The organism is Bradyrhizobium sp. PUT101 (assembly GCF_052043945.1).
GTDB lineage: Bacteria > Pseudomonadota > Alphaproteobacteria > Rhizobiales > Xanthobacteraceae > Bradyrhizobium.
In genome coordinates, this window is sequence record NZ_CP197207.1 from 5,245,730 (window position 1) to 5,265,261 (window position 19,532).

General features: G+C 65.8%; 28 protein-coding genes. 12 read left to right on the top strand and 16 right to left on the bottom strand.

Annotation, left to right across the window (positions count from 1 at the left end):
• The first annotated feature begins 14 nt into the window (after positions 1 to 14).
• The 3 genes from ACSHT2_RS25290 to ychF all read left to right on the top strand — a co-directional run bounded on the left by ACSHT2_RS25290 (position 15) and on the right by ychF (position 2,613).
• Positions 15 to 731, top strand: a complete 717-nt coding sequence (locus ACSHT2_RS25290) for a 50S ribosomal protein L25/general stress protein Ctc (protein WP_440637219.1) — start codon at positions 15 to 17, stop codon at positions 729 to 731.
• A gap of 58 nt (positions 732 to 789) precedes the next feature.
• Positions 790 to 1,395 (top strand): aminoacyl-tRNA hydrolase, encoded by a 606-nt coding sequence (pth, locus tag ACSHT2_RS25295; protein ID WP_319338992.1) that lies wholly within the window; start codon positions 790 to 792, stop codon positions 1,393 to 1,395.
• Positions 1,396 to 1,515: 120 nt separating this feature from the next.
• Positions 1,516 to 2,613: a redox-regulated ATPase YchF gene (gene ychF / locus ACSHT2_RS25300; protein WP_440637221.1), complete on the top strand. Its 1,098-nt coding sequence runs from the start codon at positions 1,516 to 1,518 to the stop codon at positions 2,611 to 2,613.
• Positions 2,614 to 2,760: 147 nt separating this feature from the next.
• Here ychF and ACSHT2_RS25305 read toward each other — a convergent pair whose 3' ends face one another.
• Entirely contained in the window at positions 2,761 to 3,057 is a 297-nt protein-coding gene (locus ACSHT2_RS25305) for a DUF4282 domain-containing protein (RefSeq protein ID WP_018648333.1), read from the bottom strand.
• A 166-nt stretch (positions 3,058 to 3,223) separates the two neighbouring features.
• On the opposite strand from ACSHT2_RS25305, the gene ACSHT2_RS25310 reads away from it, so the two are divergent.
• From ACSHT2_RS25310 to ACSHT2_RS25320, 3 genes are all read left to right on the top strand, one after another.
• Positions 3,224 to 3,676, top strand: coding sequence for a MaoC family dehydratase (locus ACSHT2_RS25310; RefSeq protein ID WP_440642927.1), 453 nt, complete (start codon positions 3,224 to 3,226; stop codon positions 3,674 to 3,676).
• Positions 3,676 to 4,155 carry a MaoC family dehydratase gene (locus tag ACSHT2_RS25315; RefSeq protein ID WP_440637223.1) on the top strand — a complete coding sequence of 160 codons (480 nt, stop codon included), beginning with the start codon at positions 3,676 to 3,678 and terminating at the stop codon, positions 4,153 to 4,155. Before ACSHT2_RS25310 ends, ACSHT2_RS25315 begins: the two co-directional genes overlap by 1 nt.
• Before the next feature lie 242 nt (positions 4,156 to 4,397).
• On the top strand, positions 4,398 to 4,544 hold the full coding sequence (locus ACSHT2_RS25320; protein ID WP_027576077.1) for a hypothetical protein: 147 nt from the start codon (positions 4,398 to 4,400) through the stop codon (positions 4,542 to 4,544).
• A 40-nt stretch (positions 4,545 to 4,584) separates the two neighbouring features.
• On the opposite strand, the gene ACSHT2_RS25325 is transcribed toward ACSHT2_RS25320, so the two are convergent.
• The 5 genes from ACSHT2_RS25325 to ACSHT2_RS25345 form a co-directional block, all read right to left on the bottom strand.
• Positions 4,585 to 4,722 carry a hypothetical protein gene (locus ACSHT2_RS25325; protein WP_164934668.1) on the bottom strand — a complete coding sequence of 46 codons (138 nt, stop codon included), beginning with the start codon at positions 4,720 to 4,722 and terminating at the stop codon, positions 4,585 to 4,587.
• 341 nt (positions 4,723 to 5,063) lie between these two features.
• Entirely contained in the window at positions 5,064 to 5,483 is a 420-nt protein-coding gene (locus ACSHT2_RS25330) for a hypothetical protein (protein WP_319338999.1), read from the bottom strand.
• A gap of 266 nt (positions 5,484 to 5,749) precedes the next feature.
• The gene (locus ACSHT2_RS25335) at positions 5,750 to 6,658 is read right to left on the bottom strand and encodes a hypothetical protein (protein WP_440637224.1); all 909 of its coding nucleotides are present in this window, start codon (positions 6,656 to 6,658) and stop codon (positions 5,750 to 5,752) included.
• A 265-nt stretch (positions 6,659 to 6,923) separates the two neighbouring features.
• Positions 6,924 to 7,364, bottom strand: a complete 441-nt coding sequence (locus tag ACSHT2_RS25340; RefSeq protein ID WP_440637225.1) for a nuclear transport factor 2 family protein — start codon at positions 7,362 to 7,364, stop codon at positions 6,924 to 6,926.
• 220 nt (positions 7,365 to 7,584) lie between these two features.
• Positions 7,585 to 8,031: a nuclear transport factor 2 family protein gene (locus tag ACSHT2_RS25345; RefSeq protein ID WP_440637226.1), complete on the bottom strand. Its 447-nt coding sequence runs from the start codon at positions 8,029 to 8,031 to the stop codon at positions 7,585 to 7,587.
• Between the two features lie 246 nt (positions 8,032 to 8,277).
• Between ACSHT2_RS25345 and ACSHT2_RS25350 the strand changes: the two genes are divergently transcribed.
• Positions 8,278 to 8,664 carry a hypothetical protein gene (locus ACSHT2_RS25350; protein ID WP_440637227.1) on the top strand — a complete coding sequence of 129 codons (387 nt, stop codon included), beginning with the start codon at positions 8,278 to 8,280 and terminating at the stop codon, positions 8,662 to 8,664.
• 68 nt (positions 8,665 to 8,732) lie between these two features.
• Here the strand turns inward: ACSHT2_RS25350 and uvrB are convergent, their stop codons facing one another.
• The 4 genes from uvrB to ACSHT2_RS25370 all read right to left on the bottom strand — a co-directional run bounded on the left by uvrB (position 8,733) and on the right by ACSHT2_RS25370 (position 13,361).
• On the bottom strand, positions 8,733 to 11,729 hold the full coding sequence (gene uvrB, locus ACSHT2_RS25355) for an excinuclease ABC subunit UvrB (protein ID WP_440637228.1): 2,997 nt from the start codon (positions 11,727 to 11,729) through the stop codon (positions 8,733 to 8,735).
• 94 nt (positions 11,730 to 11,823) lie between these two features.
• On the bottom strand, positions 11,824 to 12,051 hold the full coding sequence (locus ACSHT2_RS25360) for a hypothetical protein (protein ID WP_440637229.1): 228 nt from the start codon (positions 12,049 to 12,051) through the stop codon (positions 11,824 to 11,826).
• Positions 12,052 to 12,107: 56 nt separating this feature from the next.
• Complete coding sequence (locus tag ACSHT2_RS25365; RefSeq protein ID WP_028176666.1) at positions 12,108 to 12,332, bottom strand: hypothetical protein; 225 nt, start codon at positions 12,330 to 12,332, stop codon at positions 12,108 to 12,110.
• Positions 12,333 to 12,446: 114 nt separating this feature from the next.
• Positions 12,447 to 13,361, bottom strand: coding sequence for a LysR substrate-binding domain-containing protein (locus ACSHT2_RS25370; protein WP_440642928.1), 915 nt, complete (start codon positions 13,359 to 13,361; stop codon positions 12,447 to 12,449).
• A gap of 123 nt (positions 13,362 to 13,484) precedes the next feature.
• Between ACSHT2_RS25370 and ACSHT2_RS25375 the strand changes: the two genes are divergently transcribed.
• The 3 genes from ACSHT2_RS25375 to ACSHT2_RS25385 all read left to right on the top strand — a co-directional run bounded on the left by ACSHT2_RS25375 (position 13,485) and on the right by ACSHT2_RS25385 (position 15,311).
• Complete coding sequence (locus tag ACSHT2_RS25375) at positions 13,485 to 14,264, top strand: TSUP family transporter (protein WP_440637230.1); 780 nt, start codon at positions 13,485 to 13,487, stop codon at positions 14,262 to 14,264.
• Complete coding sequence (locus ACSHT2_RS25380) at positions 14,261 to 14,491, top strand: hypothetical protein (RefSeq protein WP_440637231.1); 231 nt, start codon at positions 14,261 to 14,263, stop codon at positions 14,489 to 14,491. Before ACSHT2_RS25375 ends, ACSHT2_RS25380 begins: the two co-directional genes overlap by 4 nt.
• A 121-nt stretch (positions 14,492 to 14,612) precedes the next feature.
• On the top strand, positions 14,613 to 15,311 hold the full coding sequence (locus tag ACSHT2_RS25385; protein WP_440637232.1) for a glutathione S-transferase family protein: 699 nt from the start codon (positions 14,613 to 14,615) through the stop codon (positions 15,309 to 15,311).
• A 74-nt stretch (positions 15,312 to 15,385) separates the two neighbouring features.
• Here the strand turns inward: ACSHT2_RS25385 and ACSHT2_RS25390 are convergent, their stop codons facing one another.
• Positions 15,386 to 15,580 carry a cysteine-rich CWC family protein gene (locus ACSHT2_RS25390; RefSeq protein ID WP_440637233.1) on the bottom strand — a complete coding sequence of 65 codons (195 nt, stop codon included), beginning with the start codon at positions 15,578 to 15,580 and terminating at the stop codon, positions 15,386 to 15,388.
• A 113-nt stretch (positions 15,581 to 15,693) separates the two neighbouring features.
• Here ACSHT2_RS25390 and ACSHT2_RS25395 point away from each other — a divergent pair, with 113 nt between their 5' ends.
• Both ACSHT2_RS25395 and ACSHT2_RS25400 read left to right on the top strand, forming a co-directional pair.
• A complete protein-coding gene (locus tag ACSHT2_RS25395; protein WP_440643045.1) occupies positions 15,694 to 15,915 on the top strand; it encodes a hypothetical protein in 222 nt (73 codons plus the stop codon).
• A 155-nt stretch (positions 15,916 to 16,070) separates the two neighbouring features.
• A complete protein-coding gene (locus tag ACSHT2_RS25400) occupies positions 16,071 to 16,394 on the top strand; it encodes an antibiotic biosynthesis monooxygenase family protein (RefSeq protein WP_440637234.1) in 324 nt (107 codons plus the stop codon).
• Positions 16,395 to 16,407: 13 nt separating this feature from the next.
• Here the strand turns inward: ACSHT2_RS25400 and ACSHT2_RS25405 are convergent, their stop codons facing one another.
• The 5 genes from ACSHT2_RS25405 to ACSHT2_RS25425 all read right to left on the bottom strand — a co-directional run bounded on the left by ACSHT2_RS25405 (position 16,408) and on the right by ACSHT2_RS25425 (position 19,484).
• Positions 16,408 to 17,349: an aldo/keto reductase gene (locus ACSHT2_RS25405; protein ID WP_440637235.1), complete on the bottom strand. Its 942-nt coding sequence runs from the start codon at positions 17,347 to 17,349 to the stop codon at positions 16,408 to 16,410.
• Between the two features lie 257 nt (positions 17,350 to 17,606).
• Positions 17,607 to 18,062 carry an N-acetyltransferase family protein gene (locus tag ACSHT2_RS25410; protein ID WP_440637237.1) on the bottom strand — a complete coding sequence of 152 codons (456 nt, stop codon included), beginning with the start codon at positions 18,060 to 18,062 and terminating at the stop codon, positions 17,607 to 17,609.
• Between the two features lie 72 nt (positions 18,063 to 18,134).
• Positions 18,135 to 18,947, bottom strand: a complete 813-nt coding sequence (locus tag ACSHT2_RS25415) for a PAS-domain containing protein (RefSeq protein ID WP_440637238.1) — start codon at positions 18,945 to 18,947, stop codon at positions 18,135 to 18,137.
• Between the two features lie 128 nt (positions 18,948 to 19,075).
• On the bottom strand, positions 19,076 to 19,222 hold the full coding sequence (locus tag ACSHT2_RS25420; protein WP_197488642.1) for a hypothetical protein: 147 nt from the start codon (positions 19,220 to 19,222) through the stop codon (positions 19,076 to 19,078).
• A gap of 85 nt (positions 19,223 to 19,307) precedes the next feature.
• Positions 19,308 to 19,484 (bottom strand): hypothetical protein, encoded by a 177-nt coding sequence (locus tag ACSHT2_RS25425; protein ID WP_319339030.1) that lies wholly within the window; start codon positions 19,482 to 19,484, stop codon positions 19,308 to 19,310.
• Between the last annotated feature and the right edge of the window lie 48 nt (positions 19,485 to 19,532).

Here is a 19,532-nt window from a genome sequence, read left to right on the forward strand (position 1 = left end):
AAGGACTTAATGACATGGCGACGACCGTCAAGGAATTGAAGGCGACCGCACGTCCGAAGAGCGGCAAGGGGGCCGCCCGGGCTGAGCGTCGCGCCGGCAGAGTGCCCGGAGTGATCTATGGTGACAACCAGCCCCCGCTGACGATCTCGATTGCAGATCGCGAACTGCGCCAGCGCATCCTCGCCGGCCGGTTCCTGACCACGCTGGTCGACATCGACCTCGAGGGCAAGAAGCACCGCGTGATTCCGCGCGACTATCACCTCGATCCGGTCAAGGACTTCCCGATCCATGTCGACTTCATGCGGCTCGGCGAAGGCGCCACCATCCGCATCAGCGTACCCCTGCACGTGGTGAAGGCGGAAACCTCCCCGGGCGTGAAGCGCGGCGGCACCGTCAACATCGTCGCCCACGCGATCGAGCTCGAATGCGGCGTCGAGAGCATTCCGCAATACATCGAGGCCGATGTCGGCTCGCTCGAAATCGGTCACTCGCTGCATCTGTCGGACGTCAAGCTGCCGGCCGGCGTGAAGGCGCTGACCCGCGAGGACGCGACCCTCGTCACCATCGTGCCGCCGTCCGGCTACGCCGAAGAGCAGAAGGCCGCGGCTGCGGCGGCTGCCGGTGGCGCGGCTCCGGGCGCTGCGGCGGCTCCGGCGGCTGGTGCGGCTGCTCCGGCTGCTGCTCCGGCGGCGGCTGCCAAGGCTCCCGCCGGCGGCGACAAGAAGAAGTAATCTCTCAAGGCTGGCGCGCGGTCCTTGATCGCGCGCCGAGCGAGGGGCGCGCCGCGTCATGCGACTCTTTGTTGGGCTCGGCAATCCCGGCGCGAAATACGCACGTAACCGGCACAATATCGGGTTCATGGCCGTCGACGAGATCGCGCGGCGTCATGGTTTCGCACCTTGGCGCCGCCGCTTTCAGGGCGAGACCTCGGAGGGCACGCTCGGATCTGAGCGCGTGATCCTGCTCAAGCCCACGACCTACATGAACGAGTCCGGCCGCAGCGTTCAGGAAGCGGCAGGCTTCTTCAAGATCGCCGAGGGCGACGTCACCGTGTTCCATGACGAGCTCGAGCTGCCGCCGGGCAAGGTGCGGGTGAAGATCGGCGGCGGCATCGCCGGCCATAACGGCCTGCGCTCGATCTCGGCGCATATCGGCAACGACTACCGCCGGGTCAGGCTCGGCATCGGTCATCCCGGCGTCAAGGAACTGGTGCACGGCCACGTGCTGTCGGACTTCGCCAAGGCCGACAACGAATGGGTGGCGACGCTCTGCGACGCTGTCGCCGAGCACGCCGCGCTGCTTGCCAAGGGCACGGACGCGACCTTCGCCAACAGGGTGCATCTCGCCATGCAGGCGAAGGGATTTTTGACCAAGGACGACAACGGCAAGGAATAGGGTCGCCGTTTTCTCCGTCATGCCCGGACTTGTTCCGGGCATCCACGTTCTTCGTTCCGCGCGTCAAGGCGTGGATGGCCGGGACGAGCCCGGCCATGACGAATACGGATAGAGGATACCATGGGATTCAAATGCGGGATCGTCGGATTGCCCAATGTCGGCAAGTCGACCTTGTTCAATGCGCTGACCGAGACGGCCGCGGCGCAGGCTGCGAACTATCCGTTCTGCACCATCGAGCCGAATGTCGGCGAGGTCGCCGTGCCCGATCCGCGGCTGGAGAAGCTCGCCGCCATCGCCAAGTCCGGACAGATCATTCCGACGCGGCTGACCTTCGTCGACATCGCGGGCCTCGTGCGCGGCGCCTCCAAGGGCGAAGGCCTCGGCAACCAGTTCCTCGCCAATATCCGCGAGGTCGACGCCATCGCGCATGTGGTGCGCTGCTTCGAGGATTCCGACATCACCCATGTCGAGGGCAAGATCGCCCCGCTCGCCGACATCGAGACCATCGAGACCGAGCTGATGCTCGCCGACCTCGACAGCCTCGAGAAGCGCGTCGACAATCTCGCCAAGAAGGCCAAGGGCAACGACAAGGACGCCAAGGAGCAGCTCGACCTCGTCAACCGCACCCTGGCGCTGCTGCGCGAGGGCAAGCCCGCGCGCCTCGTCGAGCGCAAGCCCGAGGAGGAGCGCGCCTTCGGAATGCTCGGCCTGCTGTCGTCCAAGCCCGTGCTCTATGTCTGCAACGTCGAGGAGGGCTCGGCCGCGACGGGCAATTCGTTCTCGAAGGCCGTGCAGGAGCAGGCCGCCAAGGAAGGTGCGGTCGCCGTCGTCATCTCCGCCAAGATCGAGTCCGAGATCGCCACCATTTCACGCGAGGAGCGCGCCGAGTTCCTGGAGACGCTGGGGCTGGAGGAAGCCGGCCTCGATCGCCTGATCCGCGCCGGCTACACGCTGCTCGACCTCATCACCTACTTCACCATCGGCCCGAAGGAAGCGCGCGCCTGGACCATCCATCGCGGCACCAAGGCGCCGGCCGCGGCCGGCGTGATCCATACCGACTTCGAAAAAGGTTTCATCCGCGCCGAGACCATTGCGTATGAGGATTACGTCGCGTTCGGCGGCGAAGCCGGCGCGCGCGATGCCGGCAAGCTCCGCCTCGAAGGCAAGGAATACGTCGTCGCCGACGGCGACGTGATGCATTTCAGGTTCAATACGTAGGGCCTGATCTCGTGCCCCGGACGCAGCGCAGCGCTTCTTTAGCGGTGCGCTGCAGAGCCAGGGCCTAGAAGTCTTGATTGCGGATGCATGGGTCCCGGCTCTGCGTCGCGTCATTTCATGCCGCGCCGCGTCCGGGACACAAGAGCCTCACCGCATCCCGCCGCCCTGGTCGCGGATCGCGCCGAGATGCTCGTTGATGCGGAAGACGATCAGGATCAGCTCCGCGACGATGCGCGAGAACACGATGCCGACCACGACGCTGGCGATCGAGGACAGCAGCACGAGGAAACCGCCGAACGGGCTGATCGCCATCGCAGCCAGGCCGGAGAAGATGCCGGAGAGGCCGAACAGGCAGATCAGCGCAATCACCAGCCAGTAGAAGGTCTTGATGATCGTCGGCGTGATGAAGCGGTCCCACTGAAACAGGTCGCTGAATGAAAACATTGCTCTCCCCAGGCAAGTCGGGACGTCAAATCGGGTCTCGGCTCTCGGTGCATCCGACTCAAGACCGGACTGCCGCGTCGAATGTAGCATGAGCCATGCGGGCCGGCGGGTTGAGATTGCCGCAAAGTGCGGCCACAATCTGTCATTTCCGCCAACCAATCCCAAGATGACCCTGACCTTCGAAGATTTCCCGCCCGGCCGGTTCGGAACGTTCGGCCCGCGTCATGTCACCCGCGACGAGATTTTGGCCTTTGCCGCCGAGTTCGATCCGCAGCCGATGCACCTCGACGAGGAGGCGGCGGCGAAAAGCATGCTGCGCGGCCTGTCCGGCTCGGGCTGGCACCTGTGCTCGCTGATGATGCGGATGATGGCCGACGGCTTCATCACCCGTGCCGCATCGCTCGGCTCGCCCGGCGTGGACGAGGTGCGCTGGATGTCGCCGCTTCGACCAGGCGACGATCTCATGCTCGACGTCGACGTCGTTGAGGCGCGCACCTCGAAGAGCCGACCGGAGCTCGGCATCGTCAAGTTCAAGTGCACCGTGCGCAACGCGGCGGGGCAGGCCCTCGCGGAGATGACCTCGCCGATCCTGATCAAGCGGCGCGAGGGAGCGGTCTGATGCGGTTCTTCGAAGACATCGCAATCGGACAGCGCCGCGAGATCGGTAGCTATACGTTCACGGCCGAGGCCATCAAGACATTCGCCGCAAAGTTCGATCCGCAGCGTTTTCACCTCGACGAGGAGGAGGGCAAGAACTCGCTGTTCGGCGGGCTCGCCGCCTCCGGCTGGCATGTCGGCTCGGCCTGCATGAGCCTGCTTGTCGCCGACGGCCAGCGTCTGGCACGGGAGGCCGCGGCGCGCGGCGAGGAGGTCGCGGTGTGGGGACCGTCGCCGGGCTTTCGCGACCTGCGCTGGATCAGGCCCGTGCTCGCCGGCGACACCGTCGCTTACGTCAATGTCGTCATCGACAAGCGCAATTCGGCCTCGCGCCCCGGCTGGGGCATTCTGACGGCCCGCACCGCCGGCACCAACCAGCGCGGCGAGGAAGTCTATTCCATCACCGCCTCGGCCTTCGTGCCGATGCGCAAGGGCGCATGATTTAGAATCGATCGAGGCGGTCGCCGTTTCCCTCACCTCTCCCCGGGAGAATGCGGAGAGCGAGACGAGAAACCAGCCGAGTGTTGCCCTGACGCTATGGACGCGATTCCGGGTGGCTGCCATAAGCCTGCGCGACATGGTTACCCGCGAAGCAGTTCGCCGGAACCAGTGAGTTGCTAACCAATTATGAACCTGTCGCTGTCTATTTGAAACGAATTGGCTGAGGACAGGGGACGAGGACCATGGCAGACCGCGGCGCACTCAAATTCGTTGGATTCATCTTCGCGACCGCGACGCTGGCCGTGATGCTGGTCGCCGGGATGGTGGTGAAGGGCTATGCCGATGGCGCCTACACCCTGGAAGCCTCGACCGTGGAAGCCGCCTGGTAAGAGCTCCTCGGACTTTTCGGGGCCGGCGTCCGGCCCTCTGTCAGCGGCTGTAGACGAACGCCAGCACCGCGATCGCAACGGCCAGCAATCCGACAAAGCGCAGCATGATCGTTCCGAGCTGATTCGGCGCGGGCCGCAGCGATATAGGGTCCGTGTTGTCGGGCCGAATGCTTTCCATGACATATCCCCAGGGCCCGGCCAGGCGGCCACGAGCGCTTGGCATTGGTCGCCGGGATGGGGCGGAGGGTTCAAACCGGATGAGTGGGGCGCGTAGACTGCGTGGCCGCATACCGCGCTGCCCTGTCATCCGTTCGCGCCACACTCACCGCTGTCATGCCCCGGTCAAGCCGCGGCATCCAGTACGCCGCGGCCTCTCGGCTCCTGCCTCACCGTCTCGGAGTGCTGGATCGCCCGATCAAGTCGGGCGATGACACCTTCGTTGGGAAGATCGCCCCCCTGAATCAAAACCGCCGCGCTCCCTTCCGGGAACGCGGCGGCCGGTGATGCTGTGATCTGCGATCAGCTGTTGCGCAGGCCGTCGGCGGCGCGCTTCCACTGCGCGACGTTGTCGGCGATCATGCGGGTCGACTTCATCGCGGCCTGGCTGAGCTGGGCGTAACCGGAGATCTCGCGCTGGACGCGCTGGCCTTCGGCATGCAGCAGGTCGCGCAAGCTCTCGAGCTCGGAGATCAAATTCTCGATCTCGGCGAGCGAGGTGCCGGCGACGCGCTGGATCAGCGAGTTGACGTTGTTGACGGTGGCTTCCGCGCTCGGGTCGAGCGGCGGCGCGTCCGTGGTCGCGGCCGGACGGCGCAGATAGGCGATGTCGTTGCGGACGAAATCGCGGATGCCGGCTTCGACCTCGGTCACGGCGGCGAGGTTGGTGTCGACCGTCTCGGTCTCGGTGGCTTCGATCTTTTCGGGACGGGTGGCGTTCATCGTTGTTCCCCTGTTCGCGTTGAGCGCAGCGCGAGTGTCCCCCGCACGACGACGTCTGTGAGGCTGCCTCATCAAGGCGTCGGAATTTGGCCGCAAATGGGCCGAGATGCGGCAAGGGGAGACGATTCAGGGGTTTTGCCGTGGCGCATGGTTAGGAGAGTATGAACGCCGTTGCGGCGACGACAACCCTATCCCCTCATGGTGAGGAGCGCGCCCTTCGCGCGCGTCTCGAACCATGAAAGGCCCGGCTGTGGTGGAGCGTGGGACTACCAGCTCTTCTTGAACCCGGCCGTCAGGCTCTTGTTGATCGCACCTTGCGAGGTCTCGCCGACCGAGCCGGAGACGGTGACGTTGTCGAACAGCTTCTGCTCGGCCCCGAATCTGCGCAGCCATTTGTCGTCGGTGGTCGACAGCGTCTGGCCGGCGGTGATGCTGGTGCCGGTGTCGGTGAGGGTGATCCTGGCGGTCTGGTCGGTTTCGTAATTGCGCGTGATGTGGCCGCCGATGCCGGGGAGGGCTGTGGTGCCCTGCTGGTTGACGCTGTAGCCGTTCTGAAGCGTCAGCGAGGTGTCGCCCGACAGCGGCACCGACTTGGTCAGCGATGCCCCGATCTTGCTCTGCTCGGCACCGGGATCGACCCGGGCTTCCACCGCGGTCTTGTCCCAGAGCGAGCCCGCGCCCGGCGCGGTCGCCGCCGCCCAGGCGCTGCCGGAGGATTGCGGCAGGCTGCCGCCATTGGTGGCCTTCTGCGCCAGCAGTTCGGACATCGTCCGCGGCTCGCTCGTCACCGTCATGTCGGCGCCGATCCGCGTATCCCAGAACGAGAACACCGACTGCTTCACGGTCACTGCCGAGGAGCCGTTTGCATTGGGGTTCGACGACCAGTCCAGGCCGTTCCTGGCCGCGGCCTGGGCGCGCTTCTTGGCGGCCATGGGGTCGACGCCGGTCCCGGCATCGACCGCGAGCTGGCTCCAGTCGAGCTTGTCGACGTCGATGCCCTTGAGCACGTCGGGGTCGTTGACGTCGGCGGTCTCTGTCGCCTCGGTCGCCTCGTCGTCAGCCGCAGCCGCCGTGGGCGGAATGATCTGCGCGGCGGCCGTCAGCACCGAGCCCAGAATGAATGCGGCCGCAAGCACCGGCAGCCTGGTCCAGCCAAACCCTGTCGAGAATTCCATCGTCCTGCCCGCGAACCCCGGCGCATGCTTTCCGATAATATATATCGGGCCTCCGCAAAGACCATGCGCCATTCCGCCCGCAAAATGTTGCTTCATCGTTGCGGAATTGTGGCGGTTCGCCACGGGACGCGAACCAACGGGCCGCGCGACCGGCGCGCGCCCGATGACGAGCTTTTGATGCGACGGCATCCGGCGGGGCTGGAGGCCAGGACGTCGCGGTAGCCTTGTCATCGGTCCCGACAAGCGGGGCCCGTTGGCGTCCCCCTCAGCCGACGCTGGTCATCTTCGGCAGATGAATGGCGCGGCCGAGTGCCTGCTCGACCAGATCGAAGGTGTCGATCAGCACGCGCATGCTGGCGAGCTTGCCCGACCTGAACTGGGCGAACTTCGCGACGCGCAAGCTGATCGGCTTGCTGGAATCCAGTGCCGTCAGCGAATAGCGCACCATCGAGGCGGCGGAATCGACGCCCAGCATGATGCTCTCGCGGTCGAAGCGGCGAACGTGGAAATTGTCGGCGAGCTGGCGGATGACGTCGAGCACGGCCTCTTTGCCTTGGCGCGCGCCGAGGAACGGAAACATGTCGATCGGGCCGTAGAGCGCCCACTCGACGTCCTCGTCGATGAGGGCTTCGATGTCCTCGAACTGCCGGTCGTTGATCGCGCGGTGCAACGCGCGCGAGAAACGCCAGAGACTGTGCTCTGTCATTTTGGGACGTCCTGAAGCTGGCTTGCGAAGAAACGGAAAACAACCCCATGCACGGCGATGGTGCCGGGGTGCTCAACTCATTTGTATACGAACAACTTAAGGGATTTCGGCCAAAACGCAATTCACGTTTTTGCAATGCACCATTGAACGGATTTTGTGAGATTTACAATAGAACCCCGTAATTTTCCGGTCCCGGCGGTTCCAGGCGAGGGGAGAAGCATCAATCCCCCTGCGCCCCAGTGATCAGCGGCCCGATCTCCCGCTCCAGCACCTGCTGCACCAGGTCGTAGGAATCGATGATTTCACGAATCTCCGCCACCAGCCCGCCGCGGAAGGTGTAGAACACCGCCATGTCGAACTGCACGATGCGGCCGTTGCCGCGCTTCTTGAAATGGGTGTGCATGTAGGTCGCCACCACCTCGCCCTCGGCGAGGATGTGCGGCGCCTTGTAGCGGATGTCCGAATAGCGCGACCAGACCGTCCGCCAGAGCTCGCGCAGCTCGGCCTTGCCGTGCCGCGGCACCATGTGCGGCAGCACGTCGATCGGCGCGTGGGTGAGGAAGTCGACGTCGTCGGTGCAGCAGGACAGCGCCGTCTCGATATCGCCGCGCGCGAAGGCGTCGAGCAGATGCACGATGCGTTGGCGATTCAGCTTCTCGACCGTCATCCCGCCCGTCCTCGTTCGGCCCCGTGCCGTCGCGCAACGCCAAGTCGCGGCCTCGCGCGCCGGCAATCCGCAAAGTCACAGGGACGTTGCAGACGATATGACGCGCGAGCGCTATGCCTGGTTCATGGCATGCAATTGCGGGTTGAATTGCGGTATGCGCAGCACCGAAGAGGCGCGTGACCCATCTCACATCACCCCTTCGGCGTCGCAGCTAACGTCATCCCCATGTCATCAGGGAGACGTGCAATGGCCTCCATCGCCACCGCCAGAAAGTCCCGCCTGCACAACGCGTTCGAAGGCCTCGCGCTGACCGCGACGCTCCAGAGCTTCCCGACCTTCGCCGCCGCCGCCTTCCTGCTCAAGCTCTGCGGCAACCACGACCTCGTCGGAGATCCCGGCGTCGCCATCTTCGTCGCCTTCGCCTCGCTCGCCCACGCGATGGTGGCCGTGACCCTCGGCCCGAGCTTCCCGCACCTGTTCAAGACCGTCTACGAGCCGAAATTCTTCGAGGCCCATCTGTCGCTCCCCGACAAGATCACGGCATGGCGCACCCAGCCGGTCGCCTCGCTCCAGCTCGTGACCATCGTGCTGCTGCTGTCGGTGATGGCCGTGGTGACGGCGAGCGTGGGGTGAGGAGCACAAATCTTTCCCCGTCATTCCGGGGCGCCGCGGAGCGGCGAGCCCGGAATCCATGCACCTTACTACCTCTTCTTCCACCCACCCCTTCGCCCCGGCATCCCGCCCGTCGACTTCGGCGCGGGCCCGAACTCCGGCCCGGACTGCCGTGAGTCCGTCGGTTGGATGATGCGGCTGGTGCTGCCGAACGGCTTTGACGGGAGCGCGCGGCCCTCGCGGTAGGGCAGGGATTCCGGGCCGTGCATCTCGTCGAGATGCGGCTTGTGCACTTTCGAGCCGCTGCCGCCGCCGCTGGCTTTCAGCGCGGAGCTCACGGTCTTCTTCTTCATCGCGCTGACCGGCAAATTCGCCGCGTCGCCGTACTTCTTGCTGCCGGCATAGGCGCCGGCCTTGCCCTGCACGGTGCGCTGCTTGGCGGTGGGGTCGTCGACCACGGCGAGCTCGGTGGCGCGCAGGCGCTTGACTTCGTCGCGCAGGCGGGCGGCCTCCTCGAAGTTCAGGTCGGCGGCGGCCTCGCGCATGCGGGTTTCGAGATCGGCGAGCACGGCTTCGAAATTGTGGCCGATCGAGATGACGTCGTCGGTCATGTCGTGGCCGCCGACCTCGACCAGCACGTGGTCGCGCTCGTAGACCGAGTTGAGGATGTCGCCGATCTGCTTCTTCACGCTCTCCGGCGTGATGCCGTTGGCGGTGTTGTACTCGACCTGCTTCTCGCGGCGGCGGTTGGTCTCGGCGATGGCGCGCTCCATCGAGCCGGTCATCTGGTCGGCGTAGAGGATCACCTTGCCGTCGACGTTGCGCGCGGCGCGGCCGATGGTCTGGATCAAGGACGTTTCACTGCGCAAAAAACCTTCCTTGTCGGCGTCGAGGATCGCGACCAGCGCGCATTCGGGAATGTCGAGACCTTCGCGCAGGAGGTTGATGCCGACCAGCGCGTCGAACGCGCCGAGCCGCAGATCCCGGATGATCTCGATGCGCTCGATGGTGTCGATATCGGAGTGCATGTAGCGGACGCGAATGCCCTGCTCGTGCAGATATTCGGTGAGGTCCTCCGCCATGCGCTTGGTCAGCACCGTAACCAGCGAGCGATAGCCGGCCTGCGCGGTGGCGCGCACCTCGCCGACGAGATCGTCCACCTGCGTCCGCGCCGGGCGGATGTCGACGGGCGGATCGATCAGCCCCGTCGGGCGAATGACCTGCTCGACGAACACGCCGCCGCTCTCGTTCAGCTCCCAGCCGCCCGGCGTCGCCGACACCGCGATGGTCTGCGGCCGCATCATGTCCCATTCCTCGAAGCGCAAGGGGCGGTTGTCCATGCAGGAGGGCAGGCGGAAGCCGTATTCCGCAAGCGTCGCCTTGCGGCGGAAGTCGCCGCGGAACATGGCGCCGATCTGCGGGATGGTGACGTGGCTCTCGTCGGCGAAGATCAGCGCGTTGTCGGGGACGTATTCGAACAGCGTCGGCGGCGGCTCGCCGGGGCGGCGGCCCGTGAGATAGCGCGAATAGTTCTCGATGCCGGCGCAGCTTCCCGTGGCCTCCATCATCTCGAGGTCGAACGTGGTGCGCTGCTCCAGCCGCTGGGCCTCGAGCAGGCGGCCCTGATCGTGCAGCTGGTCGAGCCGCTGCTTCAGCTCCGACTTGATCGACTTGATCGCCTGCACCAGCGTCGGGCGCGGCGTCACATAGTGCGAGTTGGCGTACATCTTGATGAATTCGAGCTCGTCCTGCTTGTGGCCGGTGAGCGGGTCGAACTCCTCGATGGTCTCGATGGTGTCGCCGAACAGGTTCACGCGCCAGGCGCGGTCCTCATAGTGCGCCGGGAAGATGTCGATGACGTCGCCGCGGACACGGAACGTGCCGCGGGTGAAATCGGCCTGGGTGCGCTTGTACTGGAGCGCGACGAGGTCGGCGATCAGCTGGCGCTGGTCGATGCGCTCGCCCTTCTTCAGCGCGAACGTCATCGCCGTGTAGGTCTCGACCGAGCCGATACCGTAGATGCAGGACACCGAGGCGACGATGATGACGTCGTCGCGTTCGAGCAGCGCGCGCGTCGCCGAGTGGCGCATGCGGTCGATCTGCTCGTTGATCGAGGAGTCCTTCTCGATATAGGTGTCGGTGCGCGGGACGTAGGCTTCCGGCTGGTAGTAGTCGTAATAGCTGACGAAATACTCGACGGCGTTGTCGGGAAAGAAGTTCCTGAACTCGCCATAGAGCTGGGCGGCGAGCGTCTTGTTCGGCGCCAGGATCAAGGCCGGGCGCTGGGTCGCCTCGATCACCTTGGCCATGGTGTAGGTCTTGCCCGAACCGGTGACCCCTAACAGCACCTGCGAACGGTCGTTGCGGTTGATACCCTCGACCAGCTCGGCGATCGCGGTCGGCTGGTCGCCCTTGGGCTCGTAGGACGATTTGATCTCGAAGCGCACGCCGCCTTCGGACTTCTCCGGGCGCGGCGGCCGGTGCGGCGTCCACACTTGCATGGAGCCGTCGCCCTTGCGGAACTCCGGCCGGCCCTCGCGGATCAGTGCCTCCAGCGCGTCCGCGGTCGCCTTGACGCCGAGCGCCTCCATCTTGCTGCGCGGCGGCCGCGCCAATGCTTCGGCATCGTCCTCTTCAGTCGGGAAACCGAGCTGACGGGCCAGTTCCGGATCAAGCGTCGGGATCGTGGCCGCGGTGCCGTAATTGGCCTGCGGCGCTTCTTCCAACCCACCGGTCCCTCCGCTCCCTCCCCCCTTGTGGGGGAGGGTAGGGGAGCGGGGTAAGCCACGAGTCGCACTGCCTGATGTCGGCCGTGCATTGTCCTGCGGAAACTCCTTCGGCGTCGAGGCCCGCGCGCGGTGCGCGGCGGCCTCGCCGCCGGCGCGGCGGTCGCGCGAATTGTCCGGCGGCGGCTGCAAGCCAGTGCCCGATCCAAGGCCGGCATCGCCGCGATTGATCGCGGGGTTGAGCAGTTCGGCCAGAGCCGGCCCGATCGGCTGCACGTCGGGGCGATGCGCCTTCGAGTTCGGGGCCTTGGTCCTGGGGGATTTGCCGGATTTTTCGGAGGATGCAGGTTTCTTCGCCATCAGGCGAATATGGGACGAGTCCGCCCCGCGATAAAGGGCGAATGCCCGTCGCGATGCGCGCTGCTGACAGCAGGTTGGCAGCAGGCCGGGACCTTCAGGCTGCCGGCAGCGGCCCCTCGTCGTCCCCGGCCGTGACATTCGGCTCGAGGATGTCGAGATGGATGCCGCCACAATCGCTGCAGCGCATGGTCCAGTACTCGCATCCGGCGCGGCCGGCGATCACGCGGAGCACCGCGAGATCGCCGTCGCATTCCGGGCAGTTGGACAGCACCGCGCGGGTGTAGATCCGCGGCCGCGCTGCGTCGGTTTCGATGATGGACATGACCGGTGTTCCCCCCTGCGCGCTCTTTCTCTGGTCCGCCCGCGGACCCTGCTGGGCTATTCGTCGTCGCCTTCGGCCCGCCGGCGGAAGCGATCGATGTGGTGCTTGGCATCGGCAATCGCTGCATCGGGATCGGGCCAGGCGAAGCCGACTTCCATGGCAGGAAACAGCACGCCGTCTATGGCTACCGGGCTGAAATCGGCCCGGCGGATCCGCGCGTGCCACAGCCCCTTGCCAGCTTCGAAGGATTCGATGTCAAAGCCGTCGTAAAGGGTCGTCATGAGTGTAGGTCCCACTTTTTTTCGGAGGGTCAGGGGACCACGATTGCGGGTTTCAGAATGTGAAGCGGTTCACAAGCGACGCGGCTTTTTTTGCTCAAGCTTGTCGAAAAGACTTCAGTTCCGCGCGCCGGCGCGGCCGATCCGGCGGGGGCGGGCGGTGGGTTCCGAGGCCGCGCGCATGATCCAGCGGCGGAAGGCGGCAAAGTCGCGCTGCTCGGTCTGAAAGCTGCGATAGAGCAGGTACCAGCGCATGCCCTTGGGCACCGAGAGGTCGAATGGTGCCACCAGCCGGCCGGCAGCGAGATCGTCGTCGATATAGGGGCGGATGCCCATGGCGATGCCGAGCCCGTCGGCAGCAGCCTGGAGCGCCTGGCCGTAGAACTGGAACTCGGGCCCACGCGCATTGATCCGCGCAACGCCCGCGGCCTTCAGCCAGATCGGCCAGTCCTCGGCTGAGTGCGCGACGCGGATCAGGCTCGGTCCCTTCAGGTCGGCCGGGCGCTTCAGGCCGCCCGCGAGGCGGGGCACGCACACCGGCGTAAGGTCGCCGGCAAACAGCGGCTCGGCGACGAGGCCGGGCCAGTCGCCGGTGCCGAGCTTGATGCCGCAGCTCCAGTCCTCGCCGAACGGCACCGACGCGCCGCCGGTCGTGAAGCGCACCTCGATGTCAGGCTCCTCGCTGCGAAACTCCGACAGGCGCGGGATCAGCCAGCGCATCGCAAAGGTGTGGCCGACGCCGATGGTGAGCACACGCACGCTCGAGGGCGCCGTCACCTGCGCGGTGAGGCTCGCCAGCGCATCGAAGATCGGGGTCAGCCCGCTTTGATAGGCGCGGCCGGCCTGCGTCAGCACCAGGCGATTGGCCTTGCGCTCGAACAATGCGACGCCGAGCCGTTCTTCGAGCAGATGCACCATGCGGCTGACGGCGGCCGCCGACACGCTCAGCTCCAGCCCGGCCGCAGCAAAGCTGCCGGTCCGCGCCGCCGCCTCGAACGCCTTGATGCCGTTGAGAAACAGCAGCCGCCGCAAATGTCCGACCCTCAGGAAAGCTGATGCCAGGGCAAGATAACTCAGTTTGCGGAGAAGGGGCAAGCGAGGCACGTTCACCTTAGCAGCCTGCGTCCCTGACCCGAGAACTTGGAGATCCTGCGCGTGACGCTCCTCATGATCGCTGCCCTCGGATTGCTGATGGTCGCCACCGCGTTCCTGTCGGGGCTGTTCGGCATGGCGGGCGGGCTGATCCTGATCGGCGTGCTCCTGGCCCTGATGCCGTTGCCGACCGCGATGGTGCTGCATGCGGTCACGCAGATGGCCTCGAACGGCTGGCGCGCGTTCCTGTGGCGGGCGCATATCCGCTGGCGGCCGGTCGCGAATTATCTGGTCGGCTGCGCGGTCGCGCTCGCGGCGTGGTCGCTCACCCGCTACGTGCCGGACAAGCCGGTCGCGCTGCTGATGCTGGGCGCCACGCCGTTCATGGCGCGGTTGCTTCCCGCGAACATCAAGCCCGATCCCGACCGTCTCTGGCAGGGCACGGTCTATGGCACGATCTGCATGGGCCTGATGCTGATGACCGGCGTCTCCGGCCCGCTGCTCGACACCTTCTTCCTCGGCGGCGATTTCGGCCGTCGCGAGAAGGTCGCGACCAAGGCGATGTGCCAGCTCGTCAGCCATTTCACCAAGCTGGTCTATTTCGGCGGCATCATCGATCAGGCGGCGAGCGTCGATCCCGTGCTCGCCGGCGTTGCGATTGCAGCCTCGATGCTCGGCACCACGCTGGCGCGGCGCATCCTCGAAGCCATGACCGACCAGCAATTCGTCACCTGGTCGAACAAGCTGATCACCACCATCGCCTGCTACTACATCGCCTATGGCGGCTGGCTCCTGGTTCGTACCCCGGTGCTGGCCGCCTTCGACAAGGGAGGTTTGCAATGAGCTGCAACGCCGATCCGCTGGTGCTGGACTTCGTCGAATGGGTCGCGCGCGAGCCGCGCGCCTATGCCGAGGTGATCGCGACCTGGAAAACCTCGTGCCCGCGCCTCACCATCTGGGAAGATGCCGCGGATCGCGGCTACGTCGCCCGCGAGACGGTTGCCGGACTCGGGCTGGTCATCGCGGTGACGGAGGACGGCGAGAGGCTGCTGCGCACGAACGGGCGGTGATTGCTCCACATCGTCATTGCGAGCGCCAGCGAAGCAATCCAGAATGCGTCCGCGGCGGCAGTCTGGATTGCTTCGTCGCAAGGGCTCCTCGCAATGACGGAGCATGAGGAGGCCGCCAATCATGTCACTCAAACTCTACGAACTCGTCGGCACCGACGCTTCGCGCCCCTTCAGCCCGTATTGCTGGCGCACGCGGATGGCGCTGGCGCACAAGGGACTGTCGGCGGAGTCGCTGCCCTGGCGCTTCACCGAGAAGAGCACGCTTCAGCCGCACGGCTCGGAGAAGGTCCCGGTGCTGTTGCACGATGACAAGCCCGTGGTCAATTCCTGGACGATCGCGAACTATCTGGAAGACAATTTTCCGGATCGTCCGTCGCTGTTCGGCGGCGAGGGCGGCCGCGCCATGGCGCGCATGGTCAATGCCTTCGGCGACATCGCCATCGTCGGCGGCATCTTTCCGCTGATCGTCGCCGATATCCCGAACAGCCTTGCCGAGGTCGACGCCGTCTATTTCCGCAAGTCGCGCGAGGCGCGCTTCGGCGGCAAGAGCCTGGAAGAGGTCATGGCGAGCCGCGACACCGGCGTGGTCGCGTTCCGCAAGTCGCTGGAGGTGATGCGCCAGACCTTGAAGAAACAGCCCTGTCTCGGCGGGGATGCGCCGAACTACGCCGACTACATCGTGTTCGGCGGCTTCCAGTGGGCGCGCGTGGTCAGTCCGTTCAAGCTGCTGGAGGCGGACGATCCGGTCTACGCTTGGCGCGAAAGACTGCTCGACGCGTTCGATGGAATGGCGCGGACATCGCCGGGCTTTGCGGTGTAGGGCACGCTGCCCTCCCCACGGTCGTCCCCGGGGAACGCCGGGACGAGACGGAAAGTGCGGATGCGTTCTCGCGCTTAGCGAGCGGCGCCCGCCGCCTTCCGCAAGCACTCCCGGCACAAGCAATCCTCGCCCTCGAGCGGCATCGGCAGCTTTGCCGTCTCCTCCGCGCACCAGCAGCTTCCCGAGAGGTCGCAGCCGAACTCGGTGCCGCAGCGGGAGCAGGCGAGGCGGCGTGGTTCCTGCAACGCGGATTCTTTCGGATTTATCATGATCTACGCCGAAGCTTCGCCGTCATTTTCATGCCGGGTTCATCTGTCGCTGCGGTATATTACGCGCCGCGCACGCATCAGGAAAGCGGCTCCAACGCGCGAAGGACAGACCGATGGCCCGCGATACGCGAGCTGCCCTCGTCGCGCTCAACCGCTTTGGCTTCGGCGCCCGCGGCGGCGCGTCGGGCGATCTCGTCAACGCAGCCTCCGACCCGCGCGGCTTCGTGAAGGCGGAGCTCGCGCGTGCCAACGGCGTGCTGCAGGACCAGTTCGGCCTGTCCGATCGCGCCTGGCGGAGACCGTGTTTGCCGACAGCGCAAGCGCAAGGCCGATGAAGGATTGGTGGCTTAGCCGTCATTCGGGGCGCGCGGAGCGCGAACCCGGAATCCATTCATCGACTTGTTCCGTGGCGAAATGGATTCCGGGCCTGCGCCTTGCGGCGCATCCCGGAATGACGACATGATGGGCCGAGCATCAGGAGAGACCACCCATGTACATCGCCATGAACCGTTTCCGCGTCGCCAAGGGCTCCGAGGCCGCCTTCGAGCAGGTCTGGCTTTCGCGCGACACCCATCTCGACAAGGTGCCGGGCTTCGTCGAATTCCATCTGCTGAGGGGCCCCGAGCTCGAGGACCACACGCTCTACGCCTCCCACACCGTGTGGGCGAACCACGCCGCGTTCGAGGCCTGGACCAAGTCGGAGGCGTTTCGCGCGGCGCATCATCGGGCGGGCGACAACAAGCCGCTTTATCTCGGCCATCCCCAGTTCGAGGGCTTCGAGGTGGTGCAGACGGTGGGGCGCGGCGCGAGGTAGCGCGCCGCAGAGCTCAGCCCAGAGTGATCTTGTCGATCTCCGCCATCTCATCTGCGCTGAGTTTCCAGGCGATCGCCTTCACGTTCTCCTCGACCTGCTCGACGCGCGTGGCGCCGGCGATCACGCTTGACACTTGCGGGCGCGCGGCGAGCCAGGAGAAGGCGAGTTCCAGCATCGAATGGCCGCGCGCCTTGGCGAAGGCCTGAAGCTTCTCGACCATGTCCTCGTTGCGCGGCGTGACGTAACGGTCTCGCAGCGCCGGCGCCTTGGCAAAGCGCGTGTCGGCGGGGGCCGCCGCGCCGCGCTGGTACTTGCCCGTCAGCAGGCCGCTCGCGAGCGGGAAGAACGGCAACAGGCCGAGCCTGTACTCCTGCGCAGCCGGCAGCAGGTCCTTCTCGATATCGCGCACCAGCAGTGAGTATTCGTCCTGGCAGGAGACGAAGCGGCTGACATTCATCGCGCGCGCGGTGAACTCGGCTTCCGCGATCCGCCAGGCCGGGAAGTTGGAGTTGCCGATGTAGCGCACCTTGCCTTGCCGGATGAGATCGTCGAGCGCACGCAACGTCTCCTCCATCGGCGTCAGCGGATCGTAATCGTGCTGCTGGTAGAGGTCGATGTAGTCGGTCTTGAGCCGCCTCAGGCTCGCCTCGACCGAATCCATGATGTAGCGGCGCGAGGCGCCCTGCCTGGTGCCGTCGGTCGCCATCGGCTTGGCATATTTGGTGGCGAGCACGATGTCCTTGCGGCGGTCGCCGAGCACGGTGCCGAGCACCGTCTCCGAGCCGCCCATCCCGGCATAGATGTCGGCGGTGTCGAACAGCGTGATGCCGAGATCGAGCGCGCGATGGATCACCTTGCGCGAGGTCTCCAGATCCGTGCGCTGGCCGAAATTGTTGCAGCCAAGCCCGACCGCAGACACGCGAAGGCCGGAGGCGCCGAGATTGCGAATTTCCATGAGAGATCCTGTCAGATGAGCAGCGGCACATTGTGCCCACCGTGCGCCGCATCAGCAAGCTGATGCCTGCGCTGCTGCCATGCAGACAATCCCGGACAAAAAAATGCGGCCCCTGTCAGACGCGGCGACTGACGGGGACCGCTTTGGAGCGCTTGATCGGTGACGGGGGCCTGACCAGACGCAGATGCAGCGTAGCCTTGCTATGTTACGCGCGGGTGACAGGCGGAGTTATCCACAGGGGCTCCCGGACCCATGACTCAGAGGATCTTGCGATAGACGATGAAGCCGGACCGCTCCGCGACCTTGTCGTACAGGCGCTGCGCCGTGAGATTGGTCTCATGCGTCTGCCAGTACACGCGCGGCGATCCCGCGAGCTTTGCCCGCTCATAGACGCCATGGATCAGCGCCGAGGCGACGCCCCTGCCGCGCGCGGCCTCGAGCGTGAACAGGTCCTGCAAATAGCAGGACGGCTCGATCGCGGTGGTGCTGCGATGAAACAGGTAATGCGTCAGCCCGAGCAGGCGGCCGTCGCCCTCGGCGACCAGCGCGTGCATCGGCTCATAGGCATCGAAGAAGCGCTGCCACGTCATCTTCGTAATTTCGGGCGCCAGGGCGGTCGGGCCCGAGCGGCCGTAGAAGGCGTTGTAGCCGTCCCACAGCGGCAGCCATTGTTCGTAGTCCTGCCTCGTGACGGCGCGAATGGTGAGCGACATGTGAAATTCCCGCGATCGATGAAGCGTCCTTCATACGTGATGGTCGCACTGCCGATCAATCGCGCCGTCGCATCACTCCGCGACGCGCAGGTACCGGATCAGCCTGCGGCTCGTGGGGTCGCGCAGCGAGCGGTAGTAGTCGGCGCGTGACGGCGCGTCGGTGTGGCGCACGAGGTCGGTCACCGGGGTGTAGCTCAGCATGCGTCCACCATCGGGCAGCGCGGTGCAGACGAAGCGCAGCACCTCGCCGTTGCGCAATTCGATGTTGATCGGGGTGGCATCGCCGACCCGCACCATCTCCATGCGCTGCGCGATGAAGGTGCCGAGCTCGTCCTCCGGCAGCTCGAACGTGCCGGTGTCGCGGCCGTGATACATCAGCGCGATGAAGGGCGGCTTACTCTCGGCGATCTGGTCGGGCACCGCAAAATAATCGCGGAATGCGCGGTTGATGAATTCGGCCCGGGTCTCGGCATCGAGCAGCACGATGCCGATATCGACCTGGTCGAGCGCGGCCGACAGCCGCGCGGCCGTGGCGTGGCTCCGGCGCTCGGCCGCGAACGTGCCGAGCAGCCGCTCGCGCATCAGGCCGGTGATGCCGGCAGTGCCGACAGCCGTGACGGTCAGGAGGCCGAGCCGGACCAGATCGGCGGCGCCATAGCCGGAAACGCCGTGGCGGTTGAGGAAGAACAACGCCGCGCCGATCACCGCGACGGCGGCCGTCGTCATGGCGGAGGCGAGACCCGCGAGCGCGCCGGCGAAAGCCACGATGCAAACGAGCAGCGGCGCGGGCGAGGGGGCGGGGGAAAGGCGATCGAACAACATTGCCAGCAGCAGGGCCGCTGCCGCCAGCACCGGACCGGAGATCGCGCGCCATCCGAACCGCATGGACCAGTCTCGCTCCTCACGAACGAGGTAAGGGCGCAACACTGACTGATTGTTGCGCCACAGTGCTGCGATTTCGTGGAGCGTGCTTAAGGCGCGCTTGCGTGCAAGCCTAGAGCTTTCGGATGATTTTAGACCATGTGCGCGTGCTTGACGCGCTGTTGCAGCGTCGGCGCATTCAGCGTCGACGTCCCCGTGCCCTTGCGCGTGCCGACGATGATCAACAGCGACGCCGCGACCAGGATGGCCGCGGTCAGGGTGATTGCAACGACTACCACAGGTGATTTCATCGACGTCCTGTCGCGATGCCGGTCGGCGCGGGCCGCGCGGCGCCCTGAAGGCAGGTCCAGGATGAAACGGGAATCAGACCGGCAGGCCCATCGCCATGGTCGCCTTGGTCGACAGCACCGTCAGGGTGACGATCAGGCACAGCGAGAGCGCGGCGACGGCGAGCGAGGCCGCGACCGCATGGGTGAGCCGGGAAGACGCGACGGTAGCGGGTGGGCTCTGAAAGCCTGCCGTGCCGGACGCCCGTATCATGGTCTAAATCCTTCAACACGCGAGCGAATCACCCGCGACTCTCCGGAA

Bases quoted from the DNA above. Each gene is read 5' to 3' on its own strand.
- ACSHT2_RS25320 (WP_027576077.1), top strand. From the start codon at position 4,398: ATGGCAGACCGCGGCGCACTCAAATTCGTTGGATTCATCTTCGCGACC.
- ACSHT2_RS25330 (WP_319338999.1), bottom strand. From the start codon at position 5,483: ATGAACGCCACCCGTCCCGAAAAGATCGAAGCCACCGAGACCGAGACG.
- ACSHT2_RS25335 (WP_440637224.1), bottom strand. From the start codon at position 6,658: ATGGAATTCTCGACAGGGTTTGGCTGGACCAGGCTGCCGGTGCTTGCG.
- ACSHT2_RS25310 (WP_440642927.1), top strand. From the start codon at position 3,224: ATGACCCTGACCTTCGAAGATTTCCCGCCCGGCCGGTTCGGAACGTTC.
- ACSHT2_RS25380 (WP_440637231.1), top strand. From the start codon at position 14,261: ATGAGCTGCAACGCCGATCCGCTGGTGCTGGACTTCGTCGAATGGGTC.
- ACSHT2_RS25360 (WP_440637229.1), bottom strand. From the start codon at position 12,051: ATGTCCATCATCGAAACCGACGCAGCGCGGCCGCGGATCTACACCCGC.
- ACSHT2_RS25390 (WP_440637233.1), bottom strand. From the start codon at position 15,580: ATGATAAATCCGAAAGAATCCGCGTTGCAGGAACCACGCCGCCTCGCC.
- ACSHT2_RS25340 (WP_440637225.1), bottom strand. From the start codon at position 7,364: ATGACAGAGCACAGTCTCTGGCGTTTCTCGCGCGCGTTGCACCGCGCG.
- ychF (WP_440637221.1), top strand. From the start codon at position 1,516: ATGGGATTCAAATGCGGGATCGTCGGATTGCCCAATGTCGGCAAGTCG.
- ACSHT2_RS25325 (WP_164934668.1), bottom strand. From the start codon at position 4,722: ATGGAAAGCATTCGGCCCGACAACACGGACCCTATATCGCTGCGGCCC.
- ACSHT2_RS25305 (WP_018648333.1), bottom strand. From the start codon at position 3,057: ATGTTTTCATTCAGCGACCTGTTTCAGTGGGACCGCTTCATCACGCCG.
- ACSHT2_RS25425 (WP_319339030.1), bottom strand. From the start codon at position 19,484: ATGATACGGGCGTCCGGCACGGCAGGCTTTCAGAGCCCACCCGCTACC.
- uvrB (WP_440637228.1), bottom strand. From the start codon at position 11,729: ATGGCGAAGAAACCTGCATCCTCCGAAAAATCCGGCAAATCCCCCAGG.
- ACSHT2_RS25290 (WP_440637219.1), top strand. From the start codon at position 15: ATGGCGACGACCGTCAAGGAATTGAAGGCGACCGCACGTCCGAAGAGC.
- ACSHT2_RS25345 (WP_440637226.1), bottom strand. From the start codon at position 8,031: ATGACGGTCGAGAAGCTGAATCGCCAACGCATCGTGCATCTGCTCGAC.
- ACSHT2_RS25415 (WP_440637238.1), bottom strand. From the start codon at position 18,947: ATGCGGTTCGGATGGCGCGCGATCTCCGGTCCGGTGCTGGCGGCAGCG.
- ACSHT2_RS25315 (WP_440637223.1), top strand. From the start codon at position 3,676: ATGCGGTTCTTCGAAGACATCGCAATCGGACAGCGCCGCGAGATCGGT.
- ACSHT2_RS25410 (WP_440637237.1), bottom strand. From the start codon at position 18,062: ATGTCGCTCACCATTCGCGCCGTCACGAGGCAGGACTACGAACAATGG.
- ACSHT2_RS25385 (WP_440637232.1), top strand. From the start codon at position 14,613: ATGTCACTCAAACTCTACGAACTCGTCGGCACCGACGCTTCGCGCCCC.
- ACSHT2_RS25350 (WP_440637227.1), top strand. From the start codon at position 8,278: ATGGCCTCCATCGCCACCGCCAGAAAGTCCCGCCTGCACAACGCGTTC.
- ACSHT2_RS25405 (WP_440637235.1), bottom strand. From the start codon at position 17,349: ATGGAAATTCGCAATCTCGGCGCCTCCGGCCTTCGCGTGTCTGCGGTC.
- ACSHT2_RS25365 (WP_028176666.1), bottom strand. From the start codon at position 12,332: ATGACGACCCTTTACGACGGCTTTGACATCGAATCCTTCGAAGCTGGC.
- ACSHT2_RS25395 (WP_440643045.1), top strand. From the start codon at position 15,694: ATGGCCCGCGATACGCGAGCTGCCCTCGTCGCGCTCAACCGCTTTGGC.
- pth (WP_319338992.1), top strand. From the start codon at position 790: ATGCGACTCTTTGTTGGGCTCGGCAATCCCGGCGCGAAATACGCACGT.
- ACSHT2_RS25400 (WP_440637234.1), top strand. From the start codon at position 16,071: ATGTACATCGCCATGAACCGTTTCCGCGTCGCCAAGGGCTCCGAGGCC.